General features: G+C 63.1%; 21 protein-coding genes. 11 read left to right on the forward strand and 10 right to left on the reverse strand.

The features are described 5' to 3' along the window. Positions 1 to 166: 166 nt before the first annotated feature. Positions 167 to 550, reverse strand: coding sequence for a VanZ family protein (locus tag WN73_RS01330; protein ID WP_161533803.1), 384 nt, complete (start codon positions 548 to 550; stop codon positions 167 to 169). A 660-nt stretch (positions 551 to 1,210) separates the two neighbouring features. Between WN73_RS01330 and WN73_RS01335 the strand changes: the two genes are divergently transcribed. The 5 genes from WN73_RS01335 (at position 1,211) to WN73_RS01355 (ending at position 7,693) form a co-directional block, all read left to right on the forward strand. After that, positions 1,211 to 3,580, forward strand: a complete 2,370-nt coding sequence (locus tag WN73_RS01335) for a hypothetical protein (RefSeq protein ID WP_271551196.1) — start codon at positions 1,211 to 1,213, stop codon at positions 3,578 to 3,580. Positions 3,581 to 3,673: 93 nt separating this feature from the next. Beyond that, on the forward strand, positions 3,674 to 4,717 hold the full coding sequence (locus tag WN73_RS01340) for a TAXI family TRAP transporter solute-binding subunit (protein WP_110116914.1): 1,044 nt from the start codon (positions 3,674 to 3,676) through the stop codon (positions 4,715 to 4,717). Beyond that, positions 4,714 to 5,334 carry a hypothetical protein gene (locus WN73_RS01345; protein ID WP_182872302.1) on the forward strand — a complete coding sequence of 207 codons (621 nt, stop codon included), beginning with the start codon at positions 4,714 to 4,716 and terminating at the stop codon, positions 5,332 to 5,334. The genes WN73_RS01340 and WN73_RS01345 overlap by 4 nt, the downstream gene beginning before the upstream one ends. Before the next feature lie 36 nt (positions 5,335 to 5,370). After that, complete coding sequence (locus WN73_RS01350) at positions 5,371 to 5,976, forward strand: DsrE family protein (RefSeq protein ID WP_011089058.1); 606 nt, start codon at positions 5,371 to 5,373, stop codon at positions 5,974 to 5,976. A gap of 820 nt (positions 5,977 to 6,796) precedes the next feature. Further along, positions 6,797 to 7,693, forward strand: coding sequence for a LysR family transcriptional regulator (locus tag WN73_RS01355; RefSeq protein WP_038967682.1), 897 nt, complete (start codon positions 6,797 to 6,799; stop codon positions 7,691 to 7,693). A 10-nt stretch (positions 7,694 to 7,703) separates the two neighbouring features. Here WN73_RS01355 and WN73_RS01360 read toward each other — a convergent pair whose 3' ends face one another. From WN73_RS01360 to WN73_RS01395, 8 genes are all read right to left on the reverse strand, one after another. After that, positions 7,704 to 8,783: an isocitrate/isopropylmalate dehydrogenase family protein gene (locus WN73_RS01360; protein ID WP_110116916.1), complete on the reverse strand. Its 1,080-nt coding sequence runs from the start codon at positions 8,781 to 8,783 to the stop codon at positions 7,704 to 7,706. A gap of 80 nt (positions 8,784 to 8,863) precedes the next feature. Beyond that, complete coding sequence (locus WN73_RS01365) at positions 8,864 to 10,345, reverse strand: aldehyde dehydrogenase family protein (protein ID WP_011089062.1); 1,482 nt, start codon at positions 10,343 to 10,345, stop codon at positions 8,864 to 8,866. A gap of 98 nt (positions 10,346 to 10,443) precedes the next feature. Further along, complete coding sequence (locus tag WN73_RS01370; RefSeq protein ID WP_333925089.1) at positions 10,444 to 11,406, reverse strand: NAD(P)-dependent oxidoreductase; 963 nt, start codon at positions 11,404 to 11,406, stop codon at positions 10,444 to 10,446. Positions 11,407 to 11,423: 17 nt separating this feature from the next. Beyond that, positions 11,424 to 12,917 (reverse strand): sugar ABC transporter ATP-binding protein, encoded by a 1,494-nt coding sequence (locus tag WN73_RS01375; RefSeq protein ID WP_271551206.1) that lies wholly within the window; start codon positions 12,915 to 12,917, stop codon positions 11,424 to 11,426. Between the two features lie 4 nt (positions 12,918 to 12,921). Further along, entirely contained in the window at positions 12,922 to 14,004 is a 1,083-nt protein-coding gene (locus tag WN73_RS01380; RefSeq protein ID WP_271551208.1) for a strictosidine synthase, read from the reverse strand. After that, complete coding sequence (locus tag WN73_RS01385; RefSeq protein ID WP_271551210.1) at positions 14,001 to 16,121, reverse strand: ABC transporter permease; 2,121 nt, start codon at positions 16,119 to 16,121, stop codon at positions 14,001 to 14,003. The genes WN73_RS01380 and WN73_RS01385 overlap by 4 nt, the downstream gene beginning before the upstream one ends. A 51-nt stretch (positions 16,122 to 16,172) precedes the next feature. Then, a complete protein-coding gene (locus tag WN73_RS01390) occupies positions 16,173 to 17,186 on the reverse strand; it encodes a sugar ABC transporter substrate-binding protein (protein WP_028176110.1) in 1,014 nt (337 codons plus the stop codon). 38 nt (positions 17,187 to 17,224) lie between these two features. After that, on the reverse strand, positions 17,225 to 18,223 hold the full coding sequence (locus WN73_RS01395) for an ABC transporter permease (protein ID WP_011089068.1): 999 nt from the start codon (positions 18,221 to 18,223) through the stop codon (positions 17,225 to 17,227). Positions 18,224 to 18,601: 378 nt separating this feature from the next. Here WN73_RS01395 and WN73_RS01400 point away from each other — a divergent pair, with 378 nt between their 5' ends. Next, entirely contained in the window at positions 18,602 to 19,111 is a 510-nt protein-coding gene (locus WN73_RS01400; protein ID WP_011089069.1) for a hypothetical protein, read from the forward strand. Positions 19,112 to 19,254: 143 nt separating this feature from the next. On the opposite strand, the gene WN73_RS01405 is transcribed toward WN73_RS01400, so the two are convergent. Then, positions 19,255 to 19,755, reverse strand: a complete 501-nt coding sequence (locus tag WN73_RS01405; RefSeq protein ID WP_011089070.1) for an Lrp/AsnC family transcriptional regulator — start codon at positions 19,753 to 19,755, stop codon at positions 19,255 to 19,257. A 155-nt stretch (positions 19,756 to 19,910) separates the two neighbouring features. Here WN73_RS01405 and WN73_RS01410 point away from each other — a divergent pair, with 155 nt between their 5' ends. The 5 genes from WN73_RS01410 to lpdA are packed head-to-tail and all read left to right on the forward strand — an operon-like array spanning position 19,911 to position 25,144. Then, positions 19,911 to 20,201 (forward strand): hypothetical protein, encoded by a 291-nt coding sequence (locus tag WN73_RS01410; RefSeq protein ID WP_271551217.1) that lies wholly within the window; start codon positions 19,911 to 19,913, stop codon positions 20,199 to 20,201. Next, a complete protein-coding gene (locus WN73_RS01415; protein ID WP_028176113.1) occupies positions 20,198 to 21,430 on the forward strand; it encodes a 3-methyl-2-oxobutanoate dehydrogenase (2-methylpropanoyl-transferring) subunit alpha in 1,233 nt (410 codons plus the stop codon). The genes WN73_RS01410 and WN73_RS01415 overlap by 4 nt, the downstream gene beginning before the upstream one ends. A 3-nt stretch (positions 21,431 to 21,433) precedes the next feature. Further along, positions 21,434 to 22,450, forward strand: a complete 1,017-nt coding sequence (locus WN73_RS01420) for an alpha-ketoacid dehydrogenase subunit beta (RefSeq protein WP_011089072.1) — start codon at positions 21,434 to 21,436, stop codon at positions 22,448 to 22,450. Then, positions 22,450 to 23,733 carry a dihydrolipoamide acetyltransferase family protein gene (locus WN73_RS01425; RefSeq protein WP_271551221.1) on the forward strand — a complete coding sequence of 428 codons (1,284 nt, stop codon included), beginning with the start codon at positions 22,450 to 22,452 and terminating at the stop codon, positions 23,731 to 23,733. Before WN73_RS01420 ends, WN73_RS01425 begins: the two co-directional genes overlap by 1 nt. Before the next feature lie 13 nt (positions 23,734 to 23,746). Further along, positions 23,747 to 25,144: a dihydrolipoyl dehydrogenase gene (gene lpdA / locus WN73_RS01430; protein ID WP_271551223.1), complete on the forward strand. Its 1,398-nt coding sequence runs from the start codon at positions 23,747 to 23,749 to the stop codon at positions 25,142 to 25,144. The last annotated feature ends 65 nt before the right edge of the window (positions 25,145 to 25,209 follow it).

Below are 25,209 nucleotides of genomic sequence, written 5' to 3' on the forward strand. Positions count from 1 at the left end.
CCGGCGGTTGAGGACGTCGCTTCCATGGTGAACTATCTCCTCGGCGAAGGCGGCAGGAAACACCGGTAACACCGCCTGACCGTCGCGGTGCTGCTCACCGTGCTCTCAGATTCCGCGCGTGGTATGTGACGCGCAAGAAGCTTTGGTTTAGGCAGATCAGCCCTGCTCATTGGGGACGTTCGCGTGTCAGTGGGTCGGGATCTTCGCCAACTTGCGCTATCGGCCGGCCGGCCGCGGCGGACAGCGCGAAGCCAGCGCAGGCCGAGAGCGCATCGACCACAAAATCCGCAAACCTCGCGTGCCGTCCCGGCACCCATAATTGCATAATCTCAAGCAGGCCGATCAGGGCAACGGCGATCGCTGAAACAGTCCAGCGTCGCTGCGGATAGGCTAGGGAAAAGAGAATCCCCACCAGAAGAAAGGCGAGCGCGTGATCGCCTTGCTGTCCGAGAACAGGGTGAGGCCGAACGTCCTCAGGTCCGAGCGTTACGAAAGTGACAGCCGCCGCGAGCAGCCACGCGACAAGCCGAAGAAGAGCGGTGCGAACCATTAACGCGCCCCGATTGGTAGCCCCAGCCGGGGCTTTTCATTTCCGAGACTCGATATCAAGAGCATGTTCCCTCCACCCACCGCAAACGGCAACTTCAATACTCATAACGAGTCAGCGAGTATTCTTCGTACGCAGCGTGCAAAACATCATTAGACGCTCGATCTGGTACAGGCTGCCATGCATAGGGAGTACCCATCCATGGCAGTTGTTCTGAAGAGCTGCTTCTTGGCAACAATAGCTGCTGTGGTTGCACGTAAGAACTGACGACCCGTTTGTTTCGGCCGAAGGCAGTAGCAACCTGTAGTGCTTGCTCCGCGCCCCTATCCAGGCGCGATAGAGCGCGCTTGCCGTTCTTGTTCTTGGTGCACCCTGAAGGCAGGCCCGGAATGGGCGGTCCCAGGCTCGAGCTCACTGGAGCCGCTCATTGGCGAAGACGGCGGGCCCGCCACCGTTCGTTGGCGATCAGTTCCGTTCGCGAAACACAGATACACGGGAGAGGCCTTTGAACAATTCACGGCTTCGATGATCGGGCACAATCTGTGGCCTAACCCGAAAGTGGTGGGGAGGGTCCTCCATCCGAGCTATATGATTCGCGTAAAGATGCTGGGCATAATGATGCATCAGGGGGAAATCGTACCGCCACGCGACAGGTGATTGCAGATGAGTCGCAGGGTCATGTTCAACGGGAAAGTGGTGAAGATCTCCCTCACGCGGCGAGAACGTGCACCCCTGTGTATGGCAGCGGTCATGCTCGCTATGACATGGGTCTCGGAAACGGACGCTTCCCCGCGTCAGGCGCGGCACCTCGCAGACGCGCAACAGGCGACGACTGCCCGCGACCGCGGTTCTGACGAGTTCGCGACCTGGCCGCCGCGCTCAGGAAGCGACAAATCGATACAGATTGCGCAAGCAACGACTCCCCACACAGGAGCCCTGCAGCAACCTCCGGAGCAGCAACGCGACTGGGCAGAGTCACTGTCTTGCGAACTTGCCTTTGCAAGGCGCGACATTGCGCTGCTGCAACATTTCGAGCAGGAGCGCGACCGGGCCGACTGGCTCGCGCAGGATCTTGACGCTGCGCGGCGCGAGGTCGAAACGCAAAAGGCGTTGGTGGCGAAGGCCGTCGAGGAGGCTTCCCGCCTGAAGGAAGCTTCCCGGCCGAATCGAGCGGGCGAGAGTGGGCCGGCTGAGTTGCAGGCATCGCTGCAGGAGGAGCGCGAGCGGTCGGTACGGCTGGAGCAGGATCTCGCAGCCGCGCTGCGCAATGTCGAAACGCAGACTGCGCTGGCGACGAAAGCGGGTGAGGAAACGTCCCGGCTGAAACAGGCGGGAGAGAGCCAAGCCGTGGAGCTGCAGAAGGCCCTGCAACAGGAGAGCGAGCGAACAGCGCGGCTGGAGCGGGATCTCGCAGCCGCGCGGCACGATGCCGAAACCCAGACTGCGCTGGCGACGAAAGCAGGTGAGGAAACGTCCCGGCTGAAACAGGCAGGAGAGAGCCAAGCCGTGGAGCTGCAGAAGGCCCTACAACAGGAGAGCCAGCGGACAGCGCGGTTGGAGCAGGATCTCGCAGCCGCGCGGCACGATGCCGATACCCAGACTGCGCTGGCGACGAAAGCAGGTGAGGAAACGTCCCGGCTGAAACAGGCAGAAGAGAGCCAAGCCGTGGAGCTGCAGAAGGCCCTACAACAGGAGAGCGAGCGGACAGCGCGGTTGGAGCAGGATCTCACAGCGGCGCGGCAAAACGTCGAGTCCCAAACTGCGTTGGTGGTAAAGGCAAACGAGGCAAAAGAGGAAATGTCGCAGCGAAGTCGGGCGGCGGAGGCCAGCGCCGCAGACTTGAGGCAATTGATGCAGAAGGAGCGCGAAAGGGCCGACACGCTTGCGCAAGATCTCTCCCTGACGCGAAGCGCCATTTATGCATATCAGGCGCAAACCGCGCTGTTGGCGAAGCCCAGCGAGGGCCCGTCCCGGCTCAAAGCGGCAGCAGGGGGCGATACGGTGGAATTGCAGAAATTCCTGCAACAGGAGCGGGATCGGACCGGCCGGCTGGAGCAGGCGCTTGAGGCCGCGCAACGCGATATCGATGCGCAGACCGCCCTGGCGGCAAAAGCGAGCGACGAGGTCGTCAGGCTGACGCAGGCCGCAAAAGCCGGCGCCGCCGAGCAGATACGATCGATGCAGAAGGAGCACGAGAGAGCCGATGCGCTGGCGCAGGATCTCTCGATGGCACGCAGCAAGATCTACGCATACGAAGCTCAAGCGGCCAAAGCCAGCGAGGAAGCGGCACAGCACAAGCAGACTGAAGCGAGCGAAGTCGCCTCCTTGGGGCAATCGCTGCAACGGGAGCGCGAGCGGGCCGAGCAGCTGGCCCGGGATCTCGCGAAAGCAGGCCGCGATCTCGACGCGCAGACCGAGCGAGCGTCCAAGGCGAGCGAGGAAGTCCTACGGATCAAGCAGGCCGGAGAGCGAGACTCGGCCGAGCTGCGCGGCTTGTTGCAGCGTGAGCGCGAGCGGGCCGAAGGACTGGAGACGGAGATCGCATTGGCGCGTCTCGACAACGGCGCCTTTGTGGCGAAACATCCCTCGCCCGCGTCTCAGCCGGCGACGACCGGAAAGGCCATGCGTGAGCCGTTCGCAGCGCCGGCGCGACAAATCCAGGATCAGCCGGTCCAGGAGAAGCCAGCCCAGGATAAGCAAGTCCAAGATCAGGCCATAGTGGCGCGCAGCCCAGGCGACGCCCGGGTCAATCCTGACGAAGCAGTGCAAGTCGCGAGGCTGATCGCGCGCGCGAGCTTGCTGCTCGAACAGGGAGACATCGGCGCAGCGCGGATCGTGCTGGAGCACGTCGCCGGGATGGGCAGTGCGCAGGCAATCTTCGTACTCGCTGAAACCTACGATCCGCTGATCCTACCCAGTCTTGGAACGTATGGAACTCACGGGGACGCGACCAGGGCGCGAGATCTCTATGCGCGGGCCGAAGCCGGCGGCATCAAGGAGGCGAAAGCGCGATTCGAAGCCTTGCGTCGATAACACGGTCTTGTGCGGCGATTTTCCAAACCGACCACGCGCAATCGAGGATCGAAAGCGCCGACACGGATGCAGCATGTGTAGAGGAGTTGGTCGATGAAAAGGCTTACAGGATTGCGTCGGCTGCTCCTGCTCGCGTCGTTCGCACCATTGCTCCTGGCCATTCAACCTTGGGCGGATGCGCGGCCGCAAGATACTCGACCTCACAAGATTCGTCTGGCACGGCCCGAGCCGCCGCAGCCAAGGCCTCAGGTGATCTCCATGAACGCCTGGACGATCGGCCTGGCCGGAGGTCTCCTCGAGGGCGCGCCGATCCGCCTGGCGGCGGAGATCGCCCGTGTGGTCGACGATGGAGATAACCTGCATGTTCTGCCGGTTGTCACTCGTGGCGCCGCGGAAAACCTTAATTCCCTGCTCTATTTGCGCGGCATCGACGCGGCGATCATCAATTCCGACGCGCTCGAGGAATACAAGATCCAGGTGCCGGACATCCAGCGACGAATTGCGTATGTCCTCAATCTGTTTCCGTCCGAGCTGCATATCTTCGTTCGACCCGAGATTCGAACCTTGAACGATCTCGCCGGCAAGAAAGTCAACTTCAATACGCTGGGCACCGCTGCGGCGTATTCGGGGCCGCTGATCTTCAGTCGCCTCAATCTCGAGGTCGAGAAGACGTTCATTCCACATCAGGTCGCGCTCGAGCAGATGCGCAAGGGCGAGATGGCCGCCGTCGTCTTCATTACTTCGAAGCCGGTGGATGCTTTCGTGCGCGGCCGTTGGGAGCCAGGTTTCAAGTTCCTGCCCCTCCCCTACGAGAGCAAGTTCGAGGACTACTATCTTCCCGCCGCCCTCGATGGGACCGACTATCCCAATCTGATCAAGCCGGGCGAACGGGTTTCAACGATCGCCGTGCCGACCGCTCTGGTCGCCTTCAATTGGCCGGCCAACTCGAACCGCTCTGAGCGCGTCGCGCGCTTCATCGATCACCTGTTCTCCCGGATCGACAGATTGCAGGGGCCAGGCTTCGATCCGAAGTGGAAATCCATCAACCTTGCTGCGACGGTTCCGGGTCTCACGCGCGTCCCTGCGGCGCAGCTGTGGCTGGATCGCCAGCCCCGCGCAACACAAGCATCGCAATGAAACGCGCCGCGGTCCTTCTTCTTATTGTGCTCGGGGCTACAGGCGGCATTGCGTTGGCCCAGGATCCCATGACGCAGCTCCGTTCCTGCCTTCAGAAGGACCACGCGGAGCGCCTGGCGTGTCTGAATAAAATGACGCGTACCATCGCGCCTCAGAATCGCCCGACGCCCGAAGACGACTGGATCGTCAGCCAGACGACCTCCCCCATCGACTATTCACCGATCGCGACCGCTACGACATCGTCGCGCACCGGGACCGGCGAGTCCGCGATGCAATTGTCGATCCGCTGCCGCGGCGGCCGGACGGAGCTGGCACTCGCGGGACCCGGCATCTCCCGCGGAGGCGGTGACGATGCAATTTCCTATCGCGTCAATGACAATCCGGCGGTGCAGGTTGCGGCAGCCGTCCCGGCATTCGGTCCCGGCGTCGCGTTCACCGGGGACGTTGTTCGCTTACTGCAGTCGCTTCCAGGCAGCGGGGACCTTATTGTCCTGCTCTCACCACGGGGCGGCGCTGCCCGTGACGGGACGTTCTCCCTCGCCGGGCTGGATGCGGCGCGTGCGAAGATCGCCGCGGCGTGCAAATGGCCGCGCGCGATCGCGACACCAAATCGTTGATGGTGTGCATATGATTTTCTTCGATGGAGGCGGATAATGATCAGATTTCAACATATCGCCAAATCGGTCGTGATGGCAGCGATCGCCGTTCTGGTTTCCGCATCGTTTTCGGCCGCGGAGCAGGGCGGAAAGTACTGGACGCCGGCGGACGGGCAACCCGTCCCGCACAAGGCGGGCCATGCGAGGCAACACGTGGCGAAGCCGACGACGGCGACGGCGACGCGGAAGCAATCCGCGTTTGCCCGCATGGAGGATTCGGCCGCAGCAAAGAAAAGAGAACATCATTTGATCCTGCAGGTGAATACCAACGACCCCGCAGCGATGAATCTCGCGCTCAACAACGCGACCAATGTGGCGCAATACTACAAGGACGCTGGCGAGAAGGTGAAGATCGAGGTCGTCACGTTCGGGCCCGGCCTGCACATGCTGCGTGAAGACACCTCGCCGGTAAAGACGCGCATCGAGGAGATGGCCCTGAGCACGCCCGAGGTTTCGTTCAAGGCCTGCGGCAACACCCAGGAGAAAATGCAGAAGGCCGAGAGCAAGGACATACCGATTGTTCGGCAGGCGGAGGTCGTGAAGTCGGGCGTCGTGCGCGTGATGGAATTGCAGGAGATGGGCTGGACCTACGTCAAGCCGTAGGCCAACCATGTCAGGACCGGCCCAAACCAACCCCAGATTTCCATCGGGGTCGCGTATTCAGGTAAAGCCCACGGCTGGCCCTCGCCTGGCTGGAAAGACCGGGAGAGTGATTGGCGTTGGATACTATCCGAAGAGTCTCCGTGTGGTTCTCGACGGATCGAAGGCTCCGCTTACTCTTCACGCAGACTATGTGGTCGCGATTGATGCGCGAACCGACCATCCACGGTCGGATTGATGGATGGCGTCTCCGGTATGGACTTGAAGATCACCTGCCTTCTTACCGATTGAAAAACGGGGACTCTCGCTCCAGTCCGTCAAGGTCCGGATCGCCCTCTCCGGCGGGTGAGATCGTCCGCGCGGTAAGATCACGTCACCGCCAGCGCAGTCACTTTGATGCAGGACCTCAAGCTATAGCGCGGGGTAGCCTTACACATCGTCAGGGCCCGATATCGGAAAAGACCGTCCGAGAAATCAGCTGCTCAAACGGTTCCCCCCGTTAAGCCGCCGATTTGGTGGGCGCACCGGGGCTCGAACCTCGGACCCGCTGATTAAGAGATTGCGACGGGTTGAGAGCAATCAATGGCTTGCCGGCCTCAGACTGGAGCTTATCCGGCCGAGAATGGGCGTCTGCCGCGCGATCACAACGCTGCTTTTGCCCGGCCGGCCGGAGTCTTGCTGCACCGCAACTTGGCTGCAGATTTCTTCGTGCGCGTGCCTGCCAATCAGCACTGGATATTGCGGGTGGACCCATTCCGGGCAAAGAGAGGAACCCTCGTCCTCCTGCGATAAACCGCATAGACGCCGAACAAGGTAGCAGCCGTTGTCGAACATCAATCTCAAGCTTCTCCATACCTTCCTGCTCGCGGCGGAGCACGAAAGCTTCAGGAAAGCCGCACAGGAATCGAACCGGTCTCCGTCCGCGGTGAGCATGCAGGTCCGCGGGCTGGAGGAGCAGATCGGCGTCCAGCTCTTTCGCAGAACGCCGCAGAAGGTCCTGCTGACGCCCGAGGGCCGGATCCTGTTCGAACAGGCCAAGCGTGCGCTGCAGGAGGTCCAGTCAGGGCTCGATTTGCTGACGGAAGCAGCTCAGTCGCGCAGCCGCCACATTCAGATGGCCTGCGTCCCGACGCTTGCGACTGGCTGGCTTCCGAACATCCTGGCGACTTTCAAGATCCGTCATCCGAACACCCAGGTGCAACTCATGGAGTTGCCGACCGGGCCCATGCTTGAACTGCTGCGACGGCGGGATGTCGAATTCGGAGTTGGTCCGCAGATTCCTGGCATGGAGGATTTCGAGTTCGAGCCGATCCTCGAGGATCCGCTCTATGCTTGCGTGCCGCCCGTCTTCGACGAGGGACAATCGAGCGTCTGCTTTGCCGACCTCGTCGACAAACCCACGATCATGCTGTCGAAATCGACTGCTGTCCGGGGATTGATCGATGACACGCTGGAGACACTGGGAATCCATCTCGATGTCCCGTTCGAGGTCCAGCAGGCCACGACGGCAATGGCCCTTGCGGCGTCCGGGCTCGGCATTGCAATCGTGCCCCGGGTCGCGCTGGTGCAGGCCGGAGTGCAGCAATTTCGCATGGTGCCGATCTCCAACCATGTCGGGCTCCGTCAGGTCGGCCTGATCACCGCGCGCGGGCCGATCCTCCGCCCCAACACCGAACGGCTGATTACCTTGATACGAACCAGCCTTGCCCAGCTCCGCTGAGCCCGGCGCATCAAAGCCGTTTCAGCAGAGCATCCACGACCTGATTGGTCGGCGCGACGCCGCCGATGTCGCGGGTCCTCAATGCGGGGGCCTCCAGCCCGGCGCACACCGCAGCTTCGATCCTGTCGGCCCCAAGCCTCAGCCGGCTATCGCGATGGCGCTGATCCAGACGCCTCAGCATCAGGATCGATGCCAGGATGGTTCCATAGGGATTGGCGAGTCCCTTTCCCGCGATGTCGGGCGCCGAGCCGTGCGAGGCCTGGAAGAAACCGATCCCGTCACCGACCTCTTCCGATGGAGCCATGCCCATGCCGCCGACCGTCGCCGCACCGAGATCGGAAATGATGTCGCCGAACATGTTCTCGGTAACGATGACATCGAAATGAGAGGGCTTGTTGACGAGATGAACCGTCATCGCGTCAACAAGGACGTGCTCGGTCTCGATGTCGGGATATTCCTTCGCCACCTCGTCGAACACGGCACGGAAGAACGCGTAGGTCCGCAGCACATTGGCCTTGTCGCAGCAGGTCACGCGGCGCCGTCCGTCCTTCGGCGAGCCGTTGCGCGTTCTGGCCAGCTCGAACGCGAACCGTACGATGCGCTCGACGCCCTTCCGGGTCTGGACGAGGGTATCGACAGCCACTTCTTCCCTCAGTAGCGCACCCGCGCCGCGCGCGGCATAGAGTCCTTCGCTGTTCTCCCTGACGATGACGTAATCGATCGGACCCGGCCGCCCCAGGGGCGACGGAACGCCCTTGTAGAGTTTGATCGGCCGTACATTGGCAAAAAGGTCGAGCTTGAAGCGGAGCGTCAACGTGAAGTCGAGCCCGGCCTCGGTCCCGTCAGGATGGACCACGCCGGGAATGCCGGCCGCACCGTGCAGAATGGCGTCGGCCGTCCTGCAGCCCTCGAACGAGGCTGCCGGGAACGAGTCCCCCGTCTTCAGGAAATGATCGGCGCCCGCGGGATAGTCCACGAACCGCAGCGTTCCGGCCTGGACGCCGGCCTGCAGCACCGCGACCGCCGCACGCGCCACTTCAGGGCCGATGCCGTCGCCATGCACGACAGCAATTGTGTAAGTGTCTTTCATGATACTCGCTCGGTGAATTGCATCTGTGGTTGCCTCAGATTGCGCACGGCAGGCACGCATGCGATCGCATCGTCTCAAGGTCAGTCCAGCTTGATCCAGACACCCTTCGTGTGCAGATACTCGTCGAGATGCTCGGTGCCGCCCTCGCGGCCATATCCGCTCATCTTGTAGCCGCCGAATGGCATTGCGGGATCCAGCGCGTGATAGGTGTTCACCCACACCGACCCTGCGCGGAGGCTGCGAGAGATGACGTGGGCCTTGCTCACGTCGCGCGTGAAGACACCTGCCGCGAGCCCGTACGGCGTCGCATTGGCTCTTTCCACTGCCTCGTCGAGGGTGTCGAACGGCAGTGCGGAAATGACCGGGCCGAAGATTTCGTCACGGGCGATCTGCATATCATCGGAGACGCCGGCGAACACGGTCGGCTCGACGAAGTTCCCCTTCGCAAGATTCCCCTCCCTCACGCGCCGGCCGCCGGCCACCACCTTCGCGCCCTCCTCGCGCCCGCTTTGCAGGAAGCCCTCGACCTTGTCGAGCTGTCGCTGGGAAACGAGAGGTCCGATCTCCGTCGTCGGATCCGCGCCATCGCCGATCTTCAGGGCCGAGGCGAACTTCCCGAGCCGCTCGACCAATTCATCATGGATTTTACGCTCCACGAACAGGCGCGAGCCGGCGATGCAGATCTGGCCCGAATTGGCGAATGCGGCCATCGCGGCGATCGGCACGGCCTTGTCGAGATCAGCGTCGGCACAGACGATGACCGGTGACTTTCCGCCAAGCTCGAGAGACACCCGCTTGAGGTTGCCGGCCGAAGCCCGGATGATCGCCTGGCCGGTCGCGGTGGAGCCGGTGAAGACGATCTTGTCGACATCGGGATGCTCGGCCAGAGGCGCGCCGGCCTCCACCCCGGTTCCGGTCACCACGTTGACGACGCCGGGCGGCACGCCGGCCTCGTTCATCAGATCCGCGATCAGCAGCGGCGTCAGCGGCGCCTCTTCCGACGGCTTGAGCACGATCGTGCAGCCGGTCGCGAGCGCGGGCCCGATCTTCCAGACCGATGCGGCCGTCGGCGCATTCCACGGGATGATGGCGCCAACCACGCCGATGGGCTCCTTCCGGGTGAACGAGACGATGTCCCCAGGAAGCGAATTATCTACCGTCTGCCCATGGAGCGCGGTCGCCATGCCGGCGTAGTATCGCAGCATGCCGATCACGCGAAGCTTGTTTGCGCGCGTCCGGGCGATCGGCATTCCCATATCGGCCGTATCGGATTGGCTGATCTCCTCCCAGTGCTTCTCGAACAGGTCGGCGATACGCAGGAGCAGCGCCTGCCGCTCGAACGGCTTGAAACGGCTCCACGGTCCTACGAAAGCGCGTCGGGCCGCAGCGACCGCGACGCTGATGTCGGCCGCCTCGCCGCGCGGGACACGACCGATCACTTCGCCGGTCGCAGGATTGCGCGTCTCGAAGACCTTGCCCGAGCGGGCTTCCACCCACGCGCCATCGACGAACATCTTTCGGGCTCGGCCGTCGAGCGGAAATCGGATCTCAGCTTTCGTCATCGGAGTACTCCTGTCTCAACAGAGGCGATGGACGGATGCCCCGCCGTTGTCTGATTTCGCGCCTGCATAGCGGTGATTCTTCGACTCGGGCAGGGCCTCTAGGCGGCCGGGTGCGGCTTCCGCAGAAAGCGCGCCAATTCCGGTATGTACGCCTCGCCGTGACCGCTCTCGACCACTGCCGCGATCGCGCCGGCAACGCCGTCCGCGATCGTCCTGGATGCGCCGGATGCGCTTGCCATGGTCCGGTAATAATCGATGTCTTTCAACGCATTGCCGATGAAGAACGGGACCGTGCCGACGTCGTCCGTCACGATGGCTGGCGTCATACGCTGTAGCGCAGCGCCGGCCCCACCTCCTTTGGCGAGGACATCGACGAAAACCGCGGGATCGACGCCCGCATCGGCCGCCTGTGCGGCGGCTTCGCTGAGCAGCGCCATGAACCCGATCGAGACATAGTTGTGGAGCAGCTTGAGCCGATGACCAAAGCTCACCGGCCCAACTCTTTCGACCCGCTCGGTGAAGGATGCGAGGACCGCGCAGGCATTCTGAAAATCTGTTTCGTCGCCTCCAACCAGAAGGTTCAGCGCCCCATCTTCCGCATGCTTTGCCGTGCGGGTCATGGGCGCATCGAGGAAGGCCCCGCCGGCGGCGCGGACGGCCGCGGCCATCCGCAATGTCGATTCCGGCAATGCGGTCGAACAATCGACGATGATGGTTCCCTTGCGCAGCCGGGACAAGATGCCCGCGTCACCGGTGAGAACCGCCTCGACCTGGGGCGAACCGGTGACGCAGAGGATGATGATGTCCGATGCTTCCGCTACGTCAGCAGGAGTCTTGCAGGCTGTGGCACCGAGTCCGACGAGATCGTCGACGGGCTGGTTGCCCGGGTGATCGAGAAACGCCAGGGGGAAGCGGCCCCGCGCCAGGACGTTCTTCGCGATGCCGTGGCCCATCAGGCCCACGCCGATAATTCCGACCCTCGTCACGGTGACCTCGTTCATCTCTTGCATGTCCGGTCGCCGGTGTCGTGCCCCACATGATCGTGTTGGGACAGCCGGCATATGCTGTGGCAGGCCGCCTAGTGGACGGCGGCGTACATGATCTGCTGCTCGGTTGCCTCGGCTGTCTTGATCTCTTCGACGATCTTTCCCCGCTTTGCGACCAGGATGCGGTCCGAGAGTGCCATGACCTCGGGCAGGTAGGAGGAGATCACGACCACGGCGAGACCGTCGTCAGCCAGGCTATTGATGAACCGGTGGATCTCGACGATGGCGCCGACGTCGACACCGCGGGTCGGCTCGTCGAAGATGATCAGCCTGGGCTTCTGGATGAGCGACCGCGCGATGACGACCTTCTGCTGGTTGCCGCCGGAGAGTTCGATCACCCTGGCCTTTTCATTGATCGACCGAAGCTGAAGCCGCCCGGCCCATTGTCGCGCGAGCTCCTTCGCCTGTGTCATCGAGATCACGGACAGCGGGTTCGAGAAGCGCGAGAGCTCGCCCAGATGCAGGTTCTCGGCCACCGTCATTGTCTCGAAAAAACCGTCGAACTTGCGGTCTTCCGTGACGTAGACGATGCCCTCGCGGACCGCCATCCGCGGAACCCGGTAGCGGACCGATTTGCCGCGATACTTGATCTCGCCACCATGGAAGATGTCCCGCTTCAACACGCCAGCGACCACCTTCATCATTTCGGTGCGACCGGCGCCGACCAGCCCGAAGACACCCGTCACCTGTCCTGCGAAGATAGAGAATGACGTGTTGCGGACCATCGTGCCCGAAGACAAATTCTCCACGCTGAGCACCCGTTCACCATACGGCCTGGGCGGGCGGCCGTGATCGCCATGCAACGTCTCGGTCAGGTTTCGTCCGACCATTGCCTGGATGACCGTATCGCGCGTGAAGGTCTCCTTGACATCCGATGCGACAAGCCGCCCGTCCCGGAGAATTGTAATGCGATCGGCCAACTGCATCGCCTCTTCAAGCGCGTGCGAAATGAAGATGATCGCGACCTTGTCGGCCACCAGACGCCGGATCAGGTTGAAGAAGTGCCGCTTCTCCTCCGGCGTGAGCGTCGCCGTCGGTTCGTCGAAGATGATCACCTTCGCCTTGTGATGAACGGCGCGCGCGATCTCCACCATCTGCTTTTGCGCCGCTCCGAGCTGCGAGACCTGTGCCGTGGGATCGACCTGGAATCCCATGCCAGCCAGGAATTGTCGGGCCTGGATGTAGAGTCCCCGCAGCCTATTGAACACCTTCTCCTCGCCTAGGTAGATGTTCTGCGCCACCGTCATCGACGGCACGAGATTGGTCTCCTGGTAGACCATGACAATACCCTGCTTCAGGCCTTCGGCAGGCGTCGACAACTGCACCGGCGTCCCGTTCAGGAGCATCTCTCCGGACGTGAGCTTGTAGACGCCGGCAAGAACCTTCGTCAGCGTCGACTTGCCGGCACCGTTCTCGCCGAGAATGGCGTGTACCTCTCCCGGCGAAACGGCGAAATCGACTTCCTGGAAGGCGGGGATCCTTCCAAACAGCTTCGTTCCGTTGCGGATTTCCAGAATTGGCTGCATGCGATTACTCCGAGAGGACCGTCGCCGGATCGCGGATTTCCAGGACCGCGTTCGAACCGCGGCTGGCGAGGTAGAGCGCGCCTGCGCATTCGGCGGCCGCCACGACACCATGCCGCGTGCCGTCCGCGCGGGAGTGGAAGGATCCGATGGGCGTCATGCTCGCGTCGCAATACGCTATCAGCCCATAAGACCGCGTGACCGAATAGGGCTTCAGGATGCCCATCTGCTTCAGCTGGCTTCCCTGCATCGGCTCCTTGAAGCTGCGTCCTGAACAGAGTGACGGGGCCACCCAGTGCTCTTCCGGCAGCTCGTTGACCATACGGTTCCTGTATTCATCCTCGCGCAGGATGAACTCCACGAGCTGGTTGCGCACGGAATAGAAGGAAAGCCAAATGCCACCGGCAGCCGCGCGCGTCAGGCGTGCGGGATAGCCAGGCAGGCTGGTGACAAGCTCAACGGGCTTTCCAGCCGGAAGCGCCAGCGCAAGGACGCGGTGACGCAGACACTCGGAGACGAACACCTGTCCGTCTGATGCCGCCAATCCGGATGGCCACCCCAATCCGGTCGCTGCGATCGTAACCCGGTCCTTGACGAGATCGACGACGACGACTGAGCCGGAAAGATCCTTCGTCATCAGCGCACGCCGCCAGTCGAGTGCACCGACATGTTTCGACCCGTTGCACACGGCGAGCGTCGACTCGTCCAGCCACGCGATTGCGGTCGGGCAATGCAGGACATCACCTGAATGCTGCACCACCTTGCCGTCGAAGCGACCGCCCCGCACGACGAGGCCCTTGCGGTCCAGCCCGATCGCCAGCGCATCCCCGAGTCCAGCCATCGCCGAGATCGGGGCATCGAACCTTGCCATTGTCTCCGGACCTGAGGAGGAGGTCGGCCGCAGACGGAGCAGCCCGGAGCCGCTCGAGGCAAAGAGGTTGGCACCGAGAGCCACGAGGTTGTCGACCTGATCGACCTGGCAGAGGACCGGTGCGGCCTCGAGCTTCTGGTTCGACAGGAACGGGCCGTCGAGCACTGGCACCGTGACCGCGCCTTCGCGGCGCCCCAGCACTTTGTCGATCCATTTCACGAGCGGTGGCCCCAATAGCTGTCCACACCGCAGAACGCTGGATCGGCTCCCTCCAGCCGATATGTCCCCATCCGGTTGTTGAAGATTCCGCAGAGATAAAGCACGCCCTTGTGCTCGCGCATCGAGGTGATCATGGGATGCTTCTGACCGCCCTGATCCCAATAGCTTTCGAGGATCTCGCCGCGCTCGTTGAACTTGAGAACACAACCGGTGTTCAAATTCGGCATCAGCCAGGCATCTTCGGAGCACCGCCGCGACATCCTCTTGCGGAAGCCCGGCATCTCGAGCGACAGGTCGAGCGCCGGTGTACGCATCCCCATCAAGGCCAGCCAGTAGCACCCGTCGGACGCGCGATTGATGTTGTCGGGGTAACCGGGAAGGTTCGGAATGACGACCTCCACCTCGCCCTTCTTCGGTCCATCGAAATAGTACCGACTGATCCGGCAAGCCCAGCTTTCCGCGAAGAGCAGGGATTCGTTGTCGTAGGACATGCAGATGCCGTTCGGAAACACGAGGTTCTTCAGAACGGTTCGGGTCCTTCTGGTCTTCGGGTCGTAGCGGATGATACGACCGTTGCCGCGACTCTCGAGCGCGTCCGAGTACCAGTCGTGCATCTCGAATCGCGTCGTCGCCTCGCTGAAATAGATCGTGCCATCGGGCGCGATGTCGAGATCGTCCGCGAGCTTCATGTTGGAATCGTCGATGATCGACAGCAGGCTCCGGTTCGTCTCCGCGGTCAGGCGGCGCACCGTGCCGTTCATCTCGACCTGATAGAGGCCCATTCCCGCGACGCAGATGTTGAGATGTCCCTGGCGATCGAACGCCATCCCCAGCGGCGAGCCGCCGATATGCGCCAGCACCTCCCAGCGCTGATAATCGGGCGGAAGCCAGCGCACGATGTCGCCGTGACGGTTGCCTGTGTAGAGGTTGTCGTGGCGATCGAAGATGACGTCCTCGGCGCCCTCCAGAATGCCAAGGCCGATGACGCCGACGTCGCGCAGCCTGTCGTTCGGTGCCATGGCGCCGGCGCCCAGGTCCGTCGGGATGGGGGCGGGCATGCGGGCATAGGCCGGGGAAATGTAGACGCTCCGCAGCAGCTTGTGGCGGTTCTTGACCCAGCGCACGTCAAGGAAGACGGCGGCGACAAGGATCAGACCCAGCACGAGGTCGGCCCCGGGGCCGGAGATCGCGAGCGCGAGGAAGCTGTTCGACAGGAGCAGCACGAAAACGGCCCCCATGATCGCCTTGGAGACCGTGCCCCGCCCACCACCCAGCGAGATGCCGCCCAGCACAGTGGCCGTGAGCGCCTGCAGCTCGAGTCCCGCCCCGACGTCCGACGCCGCGCTCCCGATTCGGCTCGCGAACAGGAATCCGGACAGGGCAACGAGGGTGCTGCAACAAACATAGGCGCTGAAAATCGTCCAGCGAACATTGATGCCGGCATTGTACGCCGAACGGCGCGCCCCACCGACGGCGAGTAGATGCCAGCCATACCGTGTGCGCGAGAGCACCACGTGAACGCCGATTGCGATGGCGGCCGTGATCAGGAAGGAGACCGGCGCCAGCCCGATATTCGCGGTGCCGAGATATTCAAACGCGGCGGAGTCGGACATGTTGGTCACAATCGCCGTCGAGAACTCGGGAAAGACGATCTCGAACAACGATCGGAAGATGATGAGGGTGACCAGTGTCGTGAGGAACGCCCGCATCCTGACATAGCCGACAAGCAGCCCGTTCAAAGCACCGCATGAGGCTCCGACAGCCAGTGTGGCAACGAGACCAGTACCAGCGCTCCATCCCTCGACATTCATGCCGATCAGGGACATCAGCACGGACAGTGCGAAAACCGAGCCGACGGACAGATCGATTCCGCCCGACATCATCACGATCGTGAGGCCGAGAACGATCAGCCCAAACTCCGCAAACTGGCGCGCGAGGTTTCCGAGCGTGGTCCATTCGAAGAAGTGCGGAACAAACGGTCCCAGGCCGAACACGAGCAGCGCCAGCGCCAGGAACGGGATGGCGCTATCGACCCACTTCTTGGTGAGGACCTCCCCGATCACGTGATCGGGGAGAAGCTTGTACCGCCAGCGAACGATATCGGTCGAAAAACTCATCTCGCTCATTCCCTGCGCTCGCCGGCCTGGGGCCGTAGCGCGACATGCCTCTTACTTGAGCTCGTCGAGCGTCCAGCAGTTGCGGCCGGTCGCATTGTTCTTGTCGACCCGCGTCACCGGCCCGAAGAACACGTCCTTGACGGCAGCCGCCTTGCGGTTGCCTTGCAGCAGCTCGGATATCTGGCCTGCCGCGATCTCGCCCTGGATGTCGGCATGGAAGTTATAGACGACGGTCAGGAGCCCTTTCTTGATGCTGTCGCAACCGGTCTGGCTTCCTGCGCCATTCGTGACGATCGTGACCTGCCCGGTCTTGCCTGCGGCTGCCACGGCAGCTCCGGCGCCGACCTCGGCGTTGTCCCAGATGCCCATCACGCCGCAGAGATCGGGATGCTGCTGGAGAACCGTCGCAGTGATCTGGCGCGCCTTGTCGGAGTCGTAGTTGGCGGCCTGATCAGATACGAGCTGAAGGTCGGGATTGGCGACCAGCACCTCGTTGATGCCCTGGCGCATGTAGATGTTGGCCGCACCGGTCTCCACCCCGGCGAGCCAGACGACCTTGGTGGACGGGCCCTTGCCCTTGGCGCAGGCCTTGGCCAGTTCGCCCATCTCGAGCCGGCCCATCTCGATCCAATCGTTTCCCACATACGAATCCGTCTGGGTCGCCGACTGCATGTTGACCTGAAGCACCGGAATTCCGGCCTCCTGAGCCTGCTTCAATTGGCGCGCATAGGTCTGCACGTCCGGATTCTGCACGATCAGCAGATCGGGCTTCTCGGCGATCGCGCCGGTCAGCGCGCGAATGCCCGCCTCTGTATTCATGTTGGGATCGCGCACTTCGAGCGTGAAGCCATAGCGTTGAGCATGCCGCTGCCATACCGTCACCCAGGCCTGGTTGAGGTCGAAGCCCTGGGAGATCGGAACGAAGATCACCTTCTTGCCCTTGAGGGCCTTCAGATATGCCTCTCTGCCGACCTGCTGCACCTCGGCGGCGATGCTCGGCGTCGCGGACGCAAGGCCCCCGAGCACGAGGCCCGTCAACAACAATTTTCGCAGAACTGAAACCATGATGTCCTCCCGGTTTGTAATCGCTTGAGGCGTTCGCCCTAGATATCGCCACTCTGCGAGGTCTGTTCGTCGCGCGGATTGAGCAGCGCATCGATCGCCAGAGCGCCAAGCAGGATCACGCCCTTGATGAGGTTCTGGGCCGTGAAGCTGATGTTGAGGATCGTCATGCCGTTGGTGAGAACGCCGACAAGGATCGTGCCCACGATCACATTGCGGACACCGCCCTGCCCACCGCTGAGGCCAATGCCACCAAGCACAACGACGAGAAGCACATCGTAGATCAGCGTCGAGTTGTACAGGCGCGTGTTGATGCCGGAGACCACCGCGCACATCAGGATGCCGGACAGAAACGCAATCAGGGCGCTGGCGGCATATTGCGAGATGATGACCGGCCGGGCCGGCAATCCCATGGTGCGCGCGGCGAAAGGATTGTCGCCGGTCGCGTAGATGAACCGCCCGAAGCGGGTCTTCCGCAGGAACAGGGCCACGAGTCCAGCCAGCACCGCCGCCACGCAGACCGAGACGGGAACGCCGGCGATCGTCCCTGTTCCGAGGAATGTGAACCAGCCGTGCCCCGTCGGAGCATAGACCACGTCCGACTTGAAGACGATTCGCCCCGCGCCGTAGACCACCGATGCGAGGCCGAGGGTCGCAAAGATCGGCGGCACGTCCGCCACCGCGACGAGCGTTCCGGTGCCGACGCCGACGAGGATGACGAGCAGCCCGCCAACCACCAGTGCCCAGCCAAACGGCAGGCCGGTGGTCGACAGCCAGATGCTGAACGCAACGCCGATCACCATCACCGCGATCATGGTCAGGTCGATGCCGCGCCCGACGACGACCAGCGCCATGCCGACCGCAAGGATGCCGAGCGTCGCGACGTTGTTCAGCAGCGTGAGGATGTTCCCGGCGGTGAGAAACCTGGGCAGGAAGATCGAGAAAGCCGCGATCAGGACGAGCGTGATGCAGAAGATGACCTCCTCCTGCGTCAGCCTGAACGATGGAATTCCACGCACCAGATGCTCCGAGCGGCTCATGTTCCGGTCAACCGTTTCCGGCTTCGGAGGCGCGACCGGGCCGAGCCCTCGCGCAGGATTGACTGCTCGCGATCATCGTTGTTTCCCCGCCTGCAACAGGCTCTTCTTGGTGGGCAAGATGAGCGAGGTCTCCCCGCCTCATGCAAGGCGCTTTTTCTGACCCCCTGTTTCGTTTTTCTGATCCTCCGGCATTTTGACGCTCACACCGGCAGTGTCGTCGAGATCTCGGCCGTTGAGAAAAACTGACACCCCCGTCAGAAATACTGCGCTTCGCCGGCATTGCCTCGGCGCTTCGCCTACTTGAAGATCGAAACGCGATCGGCGCCTCGACCAATCACAACGAAACAGAGCCGATTTCACCTGACAGGGAGGTAAAGTATGAAATTTCGTAGACTGCTCGCGCTCGCGGGTGTGTTCTTTGGCATGAGCACCGTTGCGCTCGCTCAAACTCAGGCCGACGATGAGTGCCTGAATCCCGGAAACGACGAACTCTTGAAGCAGGGATGCTCCTATCTCGACGAGTTCATGAAGGCGTTCAACTCGCGAGATGCGGAAGCCTGGGCCAAGACGGTCCATTATCCGCACATCCGGATCGCCGCCGGCCAGGTTCAGATCTGGAACACGCCGGAAGAATATGCGCAATCGAACGACGCGAAGCAGTTGGCGCAGGCCTCGACCTGGGCGCGTTCGGCATGGACGTATCGCAAGCTCGTGCAAAAATCCGACGACAAGCTGCACTTCATCACGCGGTTCACGCGCTATGACGCCAACGACAAGCCGATATTGTCGGCCGATTCCTTCTATGTGATCGTCAAGAAGGATGGGCGATGGGGCGCCCTGGTGCGATCGAGCTATGTCGGCATCATCGGCAAGAAGACCGCGTTCTGATGCTCCGCTGGCTTCCGCTCGAACACGGGAGCTGGCGTCGAACCGAATGCTCCTGGCTTAGGCGCGCGGCGCCACGAGCATCTTTCGTCGGGCTCCCGATCGCGGGAGCCCGCCCCTCAGGGGCCCGTTCGAAACAGCCGCGCTTACGGCGGACCGGCCTTGGAGGGATCGATCGAAATCTGGCGCTTCAGGGTGCGCAGGCCGAATGTCGTTCGCGACTGCCGAATACCCGGTATCCTGTACAACGACTGTCGCAGGAAGCGCTCGTAGTGATCGGTGTCTCGCACGACGACCTTGATGAGATAGTCGTAATCGCCGGTCACCAGGTAGGCCTCCATCACCTCCGGAATCCGCGACAGGGCAGTACCGAAGCGATCGAGCACCTTGTCGTCATGCTTGTCCAGCGTGATCTCGACGAAGGCGATGTTGTTGTATCCGAGATTGGCGTGATTGAGCACCGCGACATATTTCTCGATCGCTCCGTTTTCCTCCAGGCGCTTCACTCTGGTCCAGCATGGAGAACTCGAGAGCCCGACCTGCTCCGCCAGCGCACTCGTCGTCAAGCGGCCGTTCTCGCAAAGCGCAGAGAGAATCCGGCGATCCAGATGATCGAGATCCTCGACGGGGCTGCGCTTGGAGGGCATGGGTCAATCCTTCTGTCTTTTTGCATTCCGGCGGGAGATTTTTCCGCGATTCCGGCCAATACACCGGAATTTTGGGAAATTTTCTCGAACCAGGAGATTATCATTGTGCGGCGGGAGAACGTGACATGCAACCTCAACAGCGCCGATCCGTCAGCGTGATCGCGACCACATCCGACCCCTTTGACGGGATCGTTCGGCTCGTCCTCGACGCGGCGCGGTTCGGCTTCGGCCTCGACCAGGTCGCGATGACGACCTGCCCCGGTGGCGGCCGGACGATACGGATGGTCCTTGAAGTCCAGCCGTCGGCCGATTGCACTGACATCGCGGAACGGCTGTCGCGCCATCCGGCCATCACGGACCTTCGCGTCGTGGGGCTCGCGCGCGAGGAATCCGGTCGGCCAGGCGTCGTCTCTGCAGAACCGGCAAACGAGCGGATGCTTCCATGAACAGCCCCACGCCACTTCGCTTTCACGTTCCGGAGCCTGCAAGCCGTCCGGGGGGCAAGCCGGATTTCTCCGGCGTCTCGATTCCGAAGGCAGGCTCAGTCCGGCGTCCGCCGGTCGACGTGCTCCCTGAGGAGATTCGTGACCTCGCCTACTCGATCATCCGCGTGCTCAATCACGAGGGCCGGGCAATCGGGCCATGGGTGCCGGACCTCTCCCTGGACGAACTGGTCGCCGGCCTGCGCCACATGATGACCCTGCGCACGTTCGACGCGCGCATGCAGATGGCGCAACGTCAGGGCAAGACGTCTTTCTACATGCAGCACACCGGCGAGGAAGCGGTGAGCTGCGCGTTCCGCATCGCGCTCGGCCCCGACGACATGAACTTCCCGACCTACCGTCAGGCCGGCCTGCTGATCGCGCATGACTATCCGCTCGTCGACATGATGTGTCAGATCTATTCCAATGAGCATGATCCGCTAAAGGGCCGGCAATTGCCCGTGATGTACTCCTCGAAAAAGCACGGCTTCTTTTCGATTTCGGGCAACCTCGCCACGCAGTTCGTCCAGGCGGTCGGCTGGGCCATGGCGTCGGCGATCAAGCGCGACAACCGCATTGCCGCCGCCTGGATCGGCGACGGCTCGACGGCGGAATCGGATTTCCATGCGGCGCTTGTCTTCGCCTCGACCTACAAGGCGCCGGTCGTCCTCAACGTGGTCAACAACCAGTGGGCCATCTCGACCTTCCAGGGCATCGCGCGTGGCGGCTCGGGCACCTTCGCGGCGCGCGGCCTCGGCTTCGGCATCCCCGCGCTCAGGGTTGACGGCAACGACTATCTCGCGACCTATGCCGTCGCAAAATGGGCGATCGAGCGGGCGCGGCTCAACCTCGGGCCAACACTGATCGAATACGTCACTTACCGCGCCGGCGCCCATTCGACGTCGGATGATCCTTCCGCCTACCGGCCGAAGCACGAATCCGAGGAGTGGCCGCTGGGCGATCCCGTGATCCGGCTCAAGCAGCATCTCATCGCAGCCGGCGCCTGGTCGGAGGAGCGCCACAAGCAGACCGAGGCCGAGATTCTTGCCACCGTCATCGCCGCGCAGAAGGAAGCCGAGGCCTTCGGCACCCTGCATTCCGGCGGTAAGCCCTCGGCGCGCGATATCTTCGAGGATGTCTATGCCGAACTACCGCCGCATCTGCGTCGGCAGCGCCAGCAGATCGGAGTCTGAGCCATGCCGCGCATGACGATGATCGAGGCAATCCGCTCGGGGCTCGACGTCTCGATGGCTCGCAACGACGACGTCGTGGTCTATGGCGAGGACGTCGGCTTTTTCGGCGGCGTGTTCCGCTGCACGCAGGGCCTGCAGCAGAAGTACGGCGTCTCGCGCTGTTTCGATGCGCCGATCAGCGAATGCGGCATCGTCGGCACCGCGATCGGCATGGCCGCTTATGGACTGCGCCCCTGCGTCGAGCTTCAGTTCGCCGATTACATGTATCCGGCCTACGACCAGATCGTCTCGGAGGCAGCTCGCCTGCGCTATCGTTCGGCTGGCGACTTCACCTGCCCCCTCGTCATCCGCATGCCGACCGGCGGAGGCATTTTCGGTGGACAGACCCACAGCCAGAGCCCCGAGGCACTCTTCACCCATGTCGCGGGACTGAAGACCGTAGTGCCGTCCAATCCCCATGATGCGAAGGGCCTCCTGATCGCGGCCATCGAGGATCCGGATCCCGTCATCTTTCTGGAGCCAAAGCGGCTCTACAACGGCCCGTTCGACGGTCATCACGATCGCCCGGTCACCGCATGGGCCAAACATGAGCTCTCCGAAGTGCCGGAGGGACACTACACCACGCCGCTCGGCAAGGCGGTGACGCGGCGCGCCGGAGAGGCCGTCACCGTCCTGACGTACGGCACCATGGTTCACGTCGCGCTGGCGGCAGTCGAGGAGACGGGCGTCGATGCCGAGGTGATCGACCTGCGCACCCTGCTTCCGCTCGATCTCGAGACGATCATCGCTTCCGTCGCCAGGACCGGCCGCTGCATCGTGCTGCACGAAGCAACCCTGACCTCCGGCTTCGGCGCGGAGCTCACGGCGCTGGTGCAGGAGCACTGCTTCTATCATCTCGAAGCGCCGGTGATGCGCGTCACCGGCTGGGACACGCCCTACCCGCATGCCCAGGAATGGGACTATTTCCCAGGTCCTATCAGGCTCGGGCAAGCACTGCGCGACATCATGGAGACACGCTGATGGGTGAGCGCAGCGTCAAGCTTCCGGATATCGGGGAAGGCATCGCCGAAGCAGAACTCGTCGAGTGGCACGTCAAGGAGGGCGATCTTGTTCGCGAGGACGACCTGCTCGCCACCGTGATGACTGACAAGGCCTCGGTCGAGATTCCCTCGCCGCTCGCAGGCGAGGTCAGCTGGATCGGCGCCCGGATTGGCGATGCGGTGGCGATCGGCTCGACGCTCGTGAAGCTCAAGGTCGCAGGCGATGATACCTCGGAGCCGGCAGACGAGGCACCGACGGAAGACGTCGCCACACCATCGGCCGTGACGAATGCCAAAACCCCGGATGCTGTGCCAACGCCCCCTGCCCGCATCCGCCCCGCGGCCATCGAGGCCCGGCCGGCGACCACGTCTGCGGTCCGCCGCACGCCGGGCGAGAAGCCGCTGGCCTCGCCCGCCATACGCCTCAAGGCGCGGGAAGCCGGCATCGACCTGCGCCAGGTCCACGGTACAGGCCCCGCCGGACGCGTCACCCACGAGGACATCGACGCCTTCCTGTCGCGCGGGCCGGCACCGACCCATGGTCGCGGCATGGCTCCGAAGACCGCCGTCACCGACGTCAAGGTGGTGGGCTTGCGCCGCCGCATTGCCGAGAAGATGGCGCTGTCGAAGTCTCGCATCCCGCACATCACCATCATCGAGGAGGTCAACGTCTCGCCGCTGGAGGATCTGCGCGCGACGCTGAACAGGAAGCCTCCGCCGGAGCACCCGAAGCTAACGCTGCTGCCGTTCCTGATGCGGGCGATGGTCAAGGCGCTTACCGAGCAGCCCGCGCTCAACGCTCTCTATGACGACGAGGCCGGCATCGTCCACGAGCATGCCGGCATCCATATCGGCATCGCAACCCAAACTCCGTCAGGCCTCGTCGTGCCCGTGGTGAAGCATGCGGAGGCGCGCGACCTCCGGGACTGCAGCATCGAGCTGAACCGTCTCGCGCAGCGCGCCCGCGAGGGCACCGCGACGCGCGAGGAGCTGACCGGCTCGACAATCACCATCACCTCGCTCGGCGCGCTCGGCGGCCTTGCGACCACGCCGGTGATCAATCATCCCGAGGTCGCCATCGTCGGCGTCAACAAGATCGCGATACGTCCAGTCTGGGACGGCACGCAGTTCGTGCCATGCAAGATGATGAACCTCTCCTGCAGCTTCGATCACCGCGTCATCGACGGATGGGACGCCGCCGTCTTCGTGCAGAGGCTCAAGGAGTTGCTGGAGAACCCGGCGACGATCTTCGTCGACCCCTAAGGCAGAGCAAGCAATGACCGAAATCACCTGTCAGCTCCTCGTAGTCGGTGCCGGGCCCGGCGGCTATGTGTGCGCGATCCGCGCCGGCCAGCTCGGCCTCGACACCGTTCTCGTCGAACGCGGCAAGCTCGGCGGAAGCTGCCTGAACGTCGGCTGCATTCCTTCGAAGGCGATGATTCATGTTGCCGAGGAATTCGAGAAGCTGGCGGAGGCAGCTGATGGCAAGACTCCCTTTGGCCTGACGGCGGCGCAACCTGCGCTCGACTTCAAGCAGGCGATCGCCTGGAAGGACGGTATCGTTCATCGGCTGAACAACGGCGTCGCTGCGCTGCTCCGCAAGGCCAAGGTCAAGATCGTCCAGGGCCATGGACGCTTCCGCGACGGCAAGACGATCGTCGTCGAGACCGAGACCGGCCCGAAGACGATCAAGGCCGAGACGGTGGTGATCGCGACCGGCTCGGCTCCTGTCGAGCTGCCGACCCTGCCGTTCGGCGGCAGGGTCATCTCCTCGACCGGTGCACTCTCGCTCGCGGAGGTGCCAAAATCCCTCGTTGTCGTCGGCGGCGGCTATATCGGGCTCGAGCTCGGGACCGCCTTCGCCAAGCTGGGGAGCAAGGTTGCCGTGGTGGAAGCGCAGGACAACATCCTGCCGCTCTACGACGTCGAGTTGACGGCACCGATCGCCAGACGCTTGACCGCGCTCGGCGTCGAGGTGCTGACCGGTGCCCGGGCGCTCGGCCTGACCGCTCAGGGCGACGGATTGCGCGTCGAGACGCCCGATGGCCAGGAGCGCAGCCTGACGGCTGACAAGATTCTCGTCACGGTCGGGCGCACGCCGGTCACCGAGGCATTGGGGCTGGAGCAACTCGTCCTCGACATGGATGGTTGCTTCATCCGTATCGGCCAGCATTGCGAGACCTCGATGCGCGGCATCTACGCGATCGGCGATGTCACGGGAGAGCCGATGCTGGCCCATCGCGCCATGGCGCAGGGCGAGATGGTGGCGGAAATCGCAGCCGGCATGCCACGCGCGTGGGACAAGCGCTGCATCCCGGCGATCTGCTTCACCGATCCTGAGATCGTCTCCGCGGGCTTGTCACCGGACGAGGCTCGCCGGGCCGGCATCAACATCAAGGTCGGACAATTTCCCTTTGCAGCCAATGGCCGCGCGATGACGCGCCATGGCGAGCCCGGCTTTGTGCGCGTCGTCGCCAGGGCCGACAATCAACGCGTTCTCGGTATCCAGGCGGTTGGACAGGGCGTCTCGGAGCTTTCTGCCGCATTCGGCCTGGCGATCGAGATGGGCGCGGTCCTGCAGGACATCGCCGGCACGATCCACGCGCATCCCACGCTGGGCGAAGCCATTCAGGAAGCGGCCTTCAAGGCACTCGGCCACGCGATCCACGTCTAGGCCGTCGCGAGACGAACAGCACGTAGGCGCCTCTAGCGAAGAACGTCCGCGGGATCGCCGTCAAA

The sequence above is a fragment of the Bradyrhizobium sp. CCBAU 45394 genome (assembly GCF_028128655.1).
In the GTDB taxonomy this organism is placed as follows: domain Bacteria; phylum Pseudomonadota; class Alphaproteobacteria; order Rhizobiales; family Xanthobacteraceae; genus Bradyrhizobium; species Bradyrhizobium diazoefficiens.

What these genes read in the sequence shown, in the direction of transcription:
- WN73_RS01425 (WP_271551221.1), top strand. Translation starts at nt 22,450, where the DNA reads ATGGGTGAGCGCAGCGTCAAGCTTCCGGATATCGGGGAAGGCATCGCC.
- WN73_RS01420 (WP_011089072.1), top strand. Translation starts at nt 21,434, where the DNA reads ATGCCGCGCATGACGATGATCGAGGCAATCCGCTCGGGGCTCGACGTC.
- WN73_RS01340 (WP_110116914.1), top strand. Translation starts at nt 3,674, where the DNA reads ATGAAAAGGCTTACAGGATTGCGTCGGCTGCTCCTGCTCGCGTCGTTC.
- WN73_RS01335 (WP_271551196.1), top strand. Translation starts at nt 1,211, where the DNA reads ATGAGTCGCAGGGTCATGTTCAACGGGAAAGTGGTGAAGATCTCCCTC.
- WN73_RS01365 (WP_011089062.1), bottom strand. Translation starts at nt 10,345, where the DNA reads ATGACGAAAGCTGAGATCCGATTTCCGCTCGACGGCCGAGCCCGAAAG.
- WN73_RS01370 (WP_333925089.1), bottom strand. Translation starts at nt 11,406, where the DNA reads ATGCCGGCTGTCCCAACACGATCATGTGGGGCACGACACCGGCGACCG.
- WN73_RS01395 (WP_011089068.1), bottom strand. Translation starts at nt 18,223, where the DNA reads ATGAGCCGCTCGGAGCATCTGGTGCGTGGAATTCCATCGTTCAGGCTG.
- WN73_RS01400 (WP_011089069.1), top strand. Translation starts at nt 18,602, where the DNA reads ATGAAATTTCGTAGACTGCTCGCGCTCGCGGGTGTGTTCTTTGGCATG.
- WN73_RS01405 (WP_011089070.1), bottom strand. Translation starts at nt 19,755, where the DNA reads ATGCCCTCCAAGCGCAGCCCCGTCGAGGATCTCGATCATCTGGATCGC.
- WN73_RS01385 (WP_271551210.1), bottom strand. Translation starts at nt 16,121, where the DNA reads ATGAGTTTTTCGACCGATATCGTTCGCTGGCGGTACAAGCTTCTCCCC.
- WN73_RS01345 (WP_182872302.1), top strand. Translation starts at nt 4,714, where the DNA reads ATGAAACGCGCCGCGGTCCTTCTTCTTATTGTGCTCGGGGCTACAGGC.
- WN73_RS01350 (WP_011089058.1), top strand. Translation starts at nt 5,371, where the DNA reads ATGATCAGATTTCAACATATCGCCAAATCGGTCGTGATGGCAGCGATC.
- WN73_RS01360 (WP_110116916.1), bottom strand. Translation starts at nt 8,783, where the DNA reads ATGAAAGACACTTACACAATTGCTGTCGTGCATGGCGACGGCATCGGC.
- lpdA (WP_271551223.1), top strand. Translation starts at nt 23,747, where the DNA reads ATGACCGAAATCACCTGTCAGCTCCTCGTAGTCGGTGCCGGGCCCGGC.
- WN73_RS01415 (WP_028176113.1), top strand. Translation starts at nt 20,198, where the DNA reads ATGAACAGCCCCACGCCACTTCGCTTTCACGTTCCGGAGCCTGCAAGC.
- WN73_RS01330 (WP_161533803.1), bottom strand. Translation starts at nt 550, where the DNA reads ATGGTTCGCACCGCTCTTCTTCGGCTTGTCGCGTGGCTGCTCGCGGCG.
- WN73_RS01390 (WP_028176110.1), bottom strand. Translation starts at nt 17,186, where the DNA reads ATGGTTTCAGTTCTGCGAAAATTGTTGTTGACGGGCCTCGTGCTCGGG.
- WN73_RS01375 (WP_271551206.1), bottom strand. Translation starts at nt 12,917, where the DNA reads ATGCAGCCAATTCTGGAAATCCGCAACGGAACGAAGCTGTTTGGAAGG.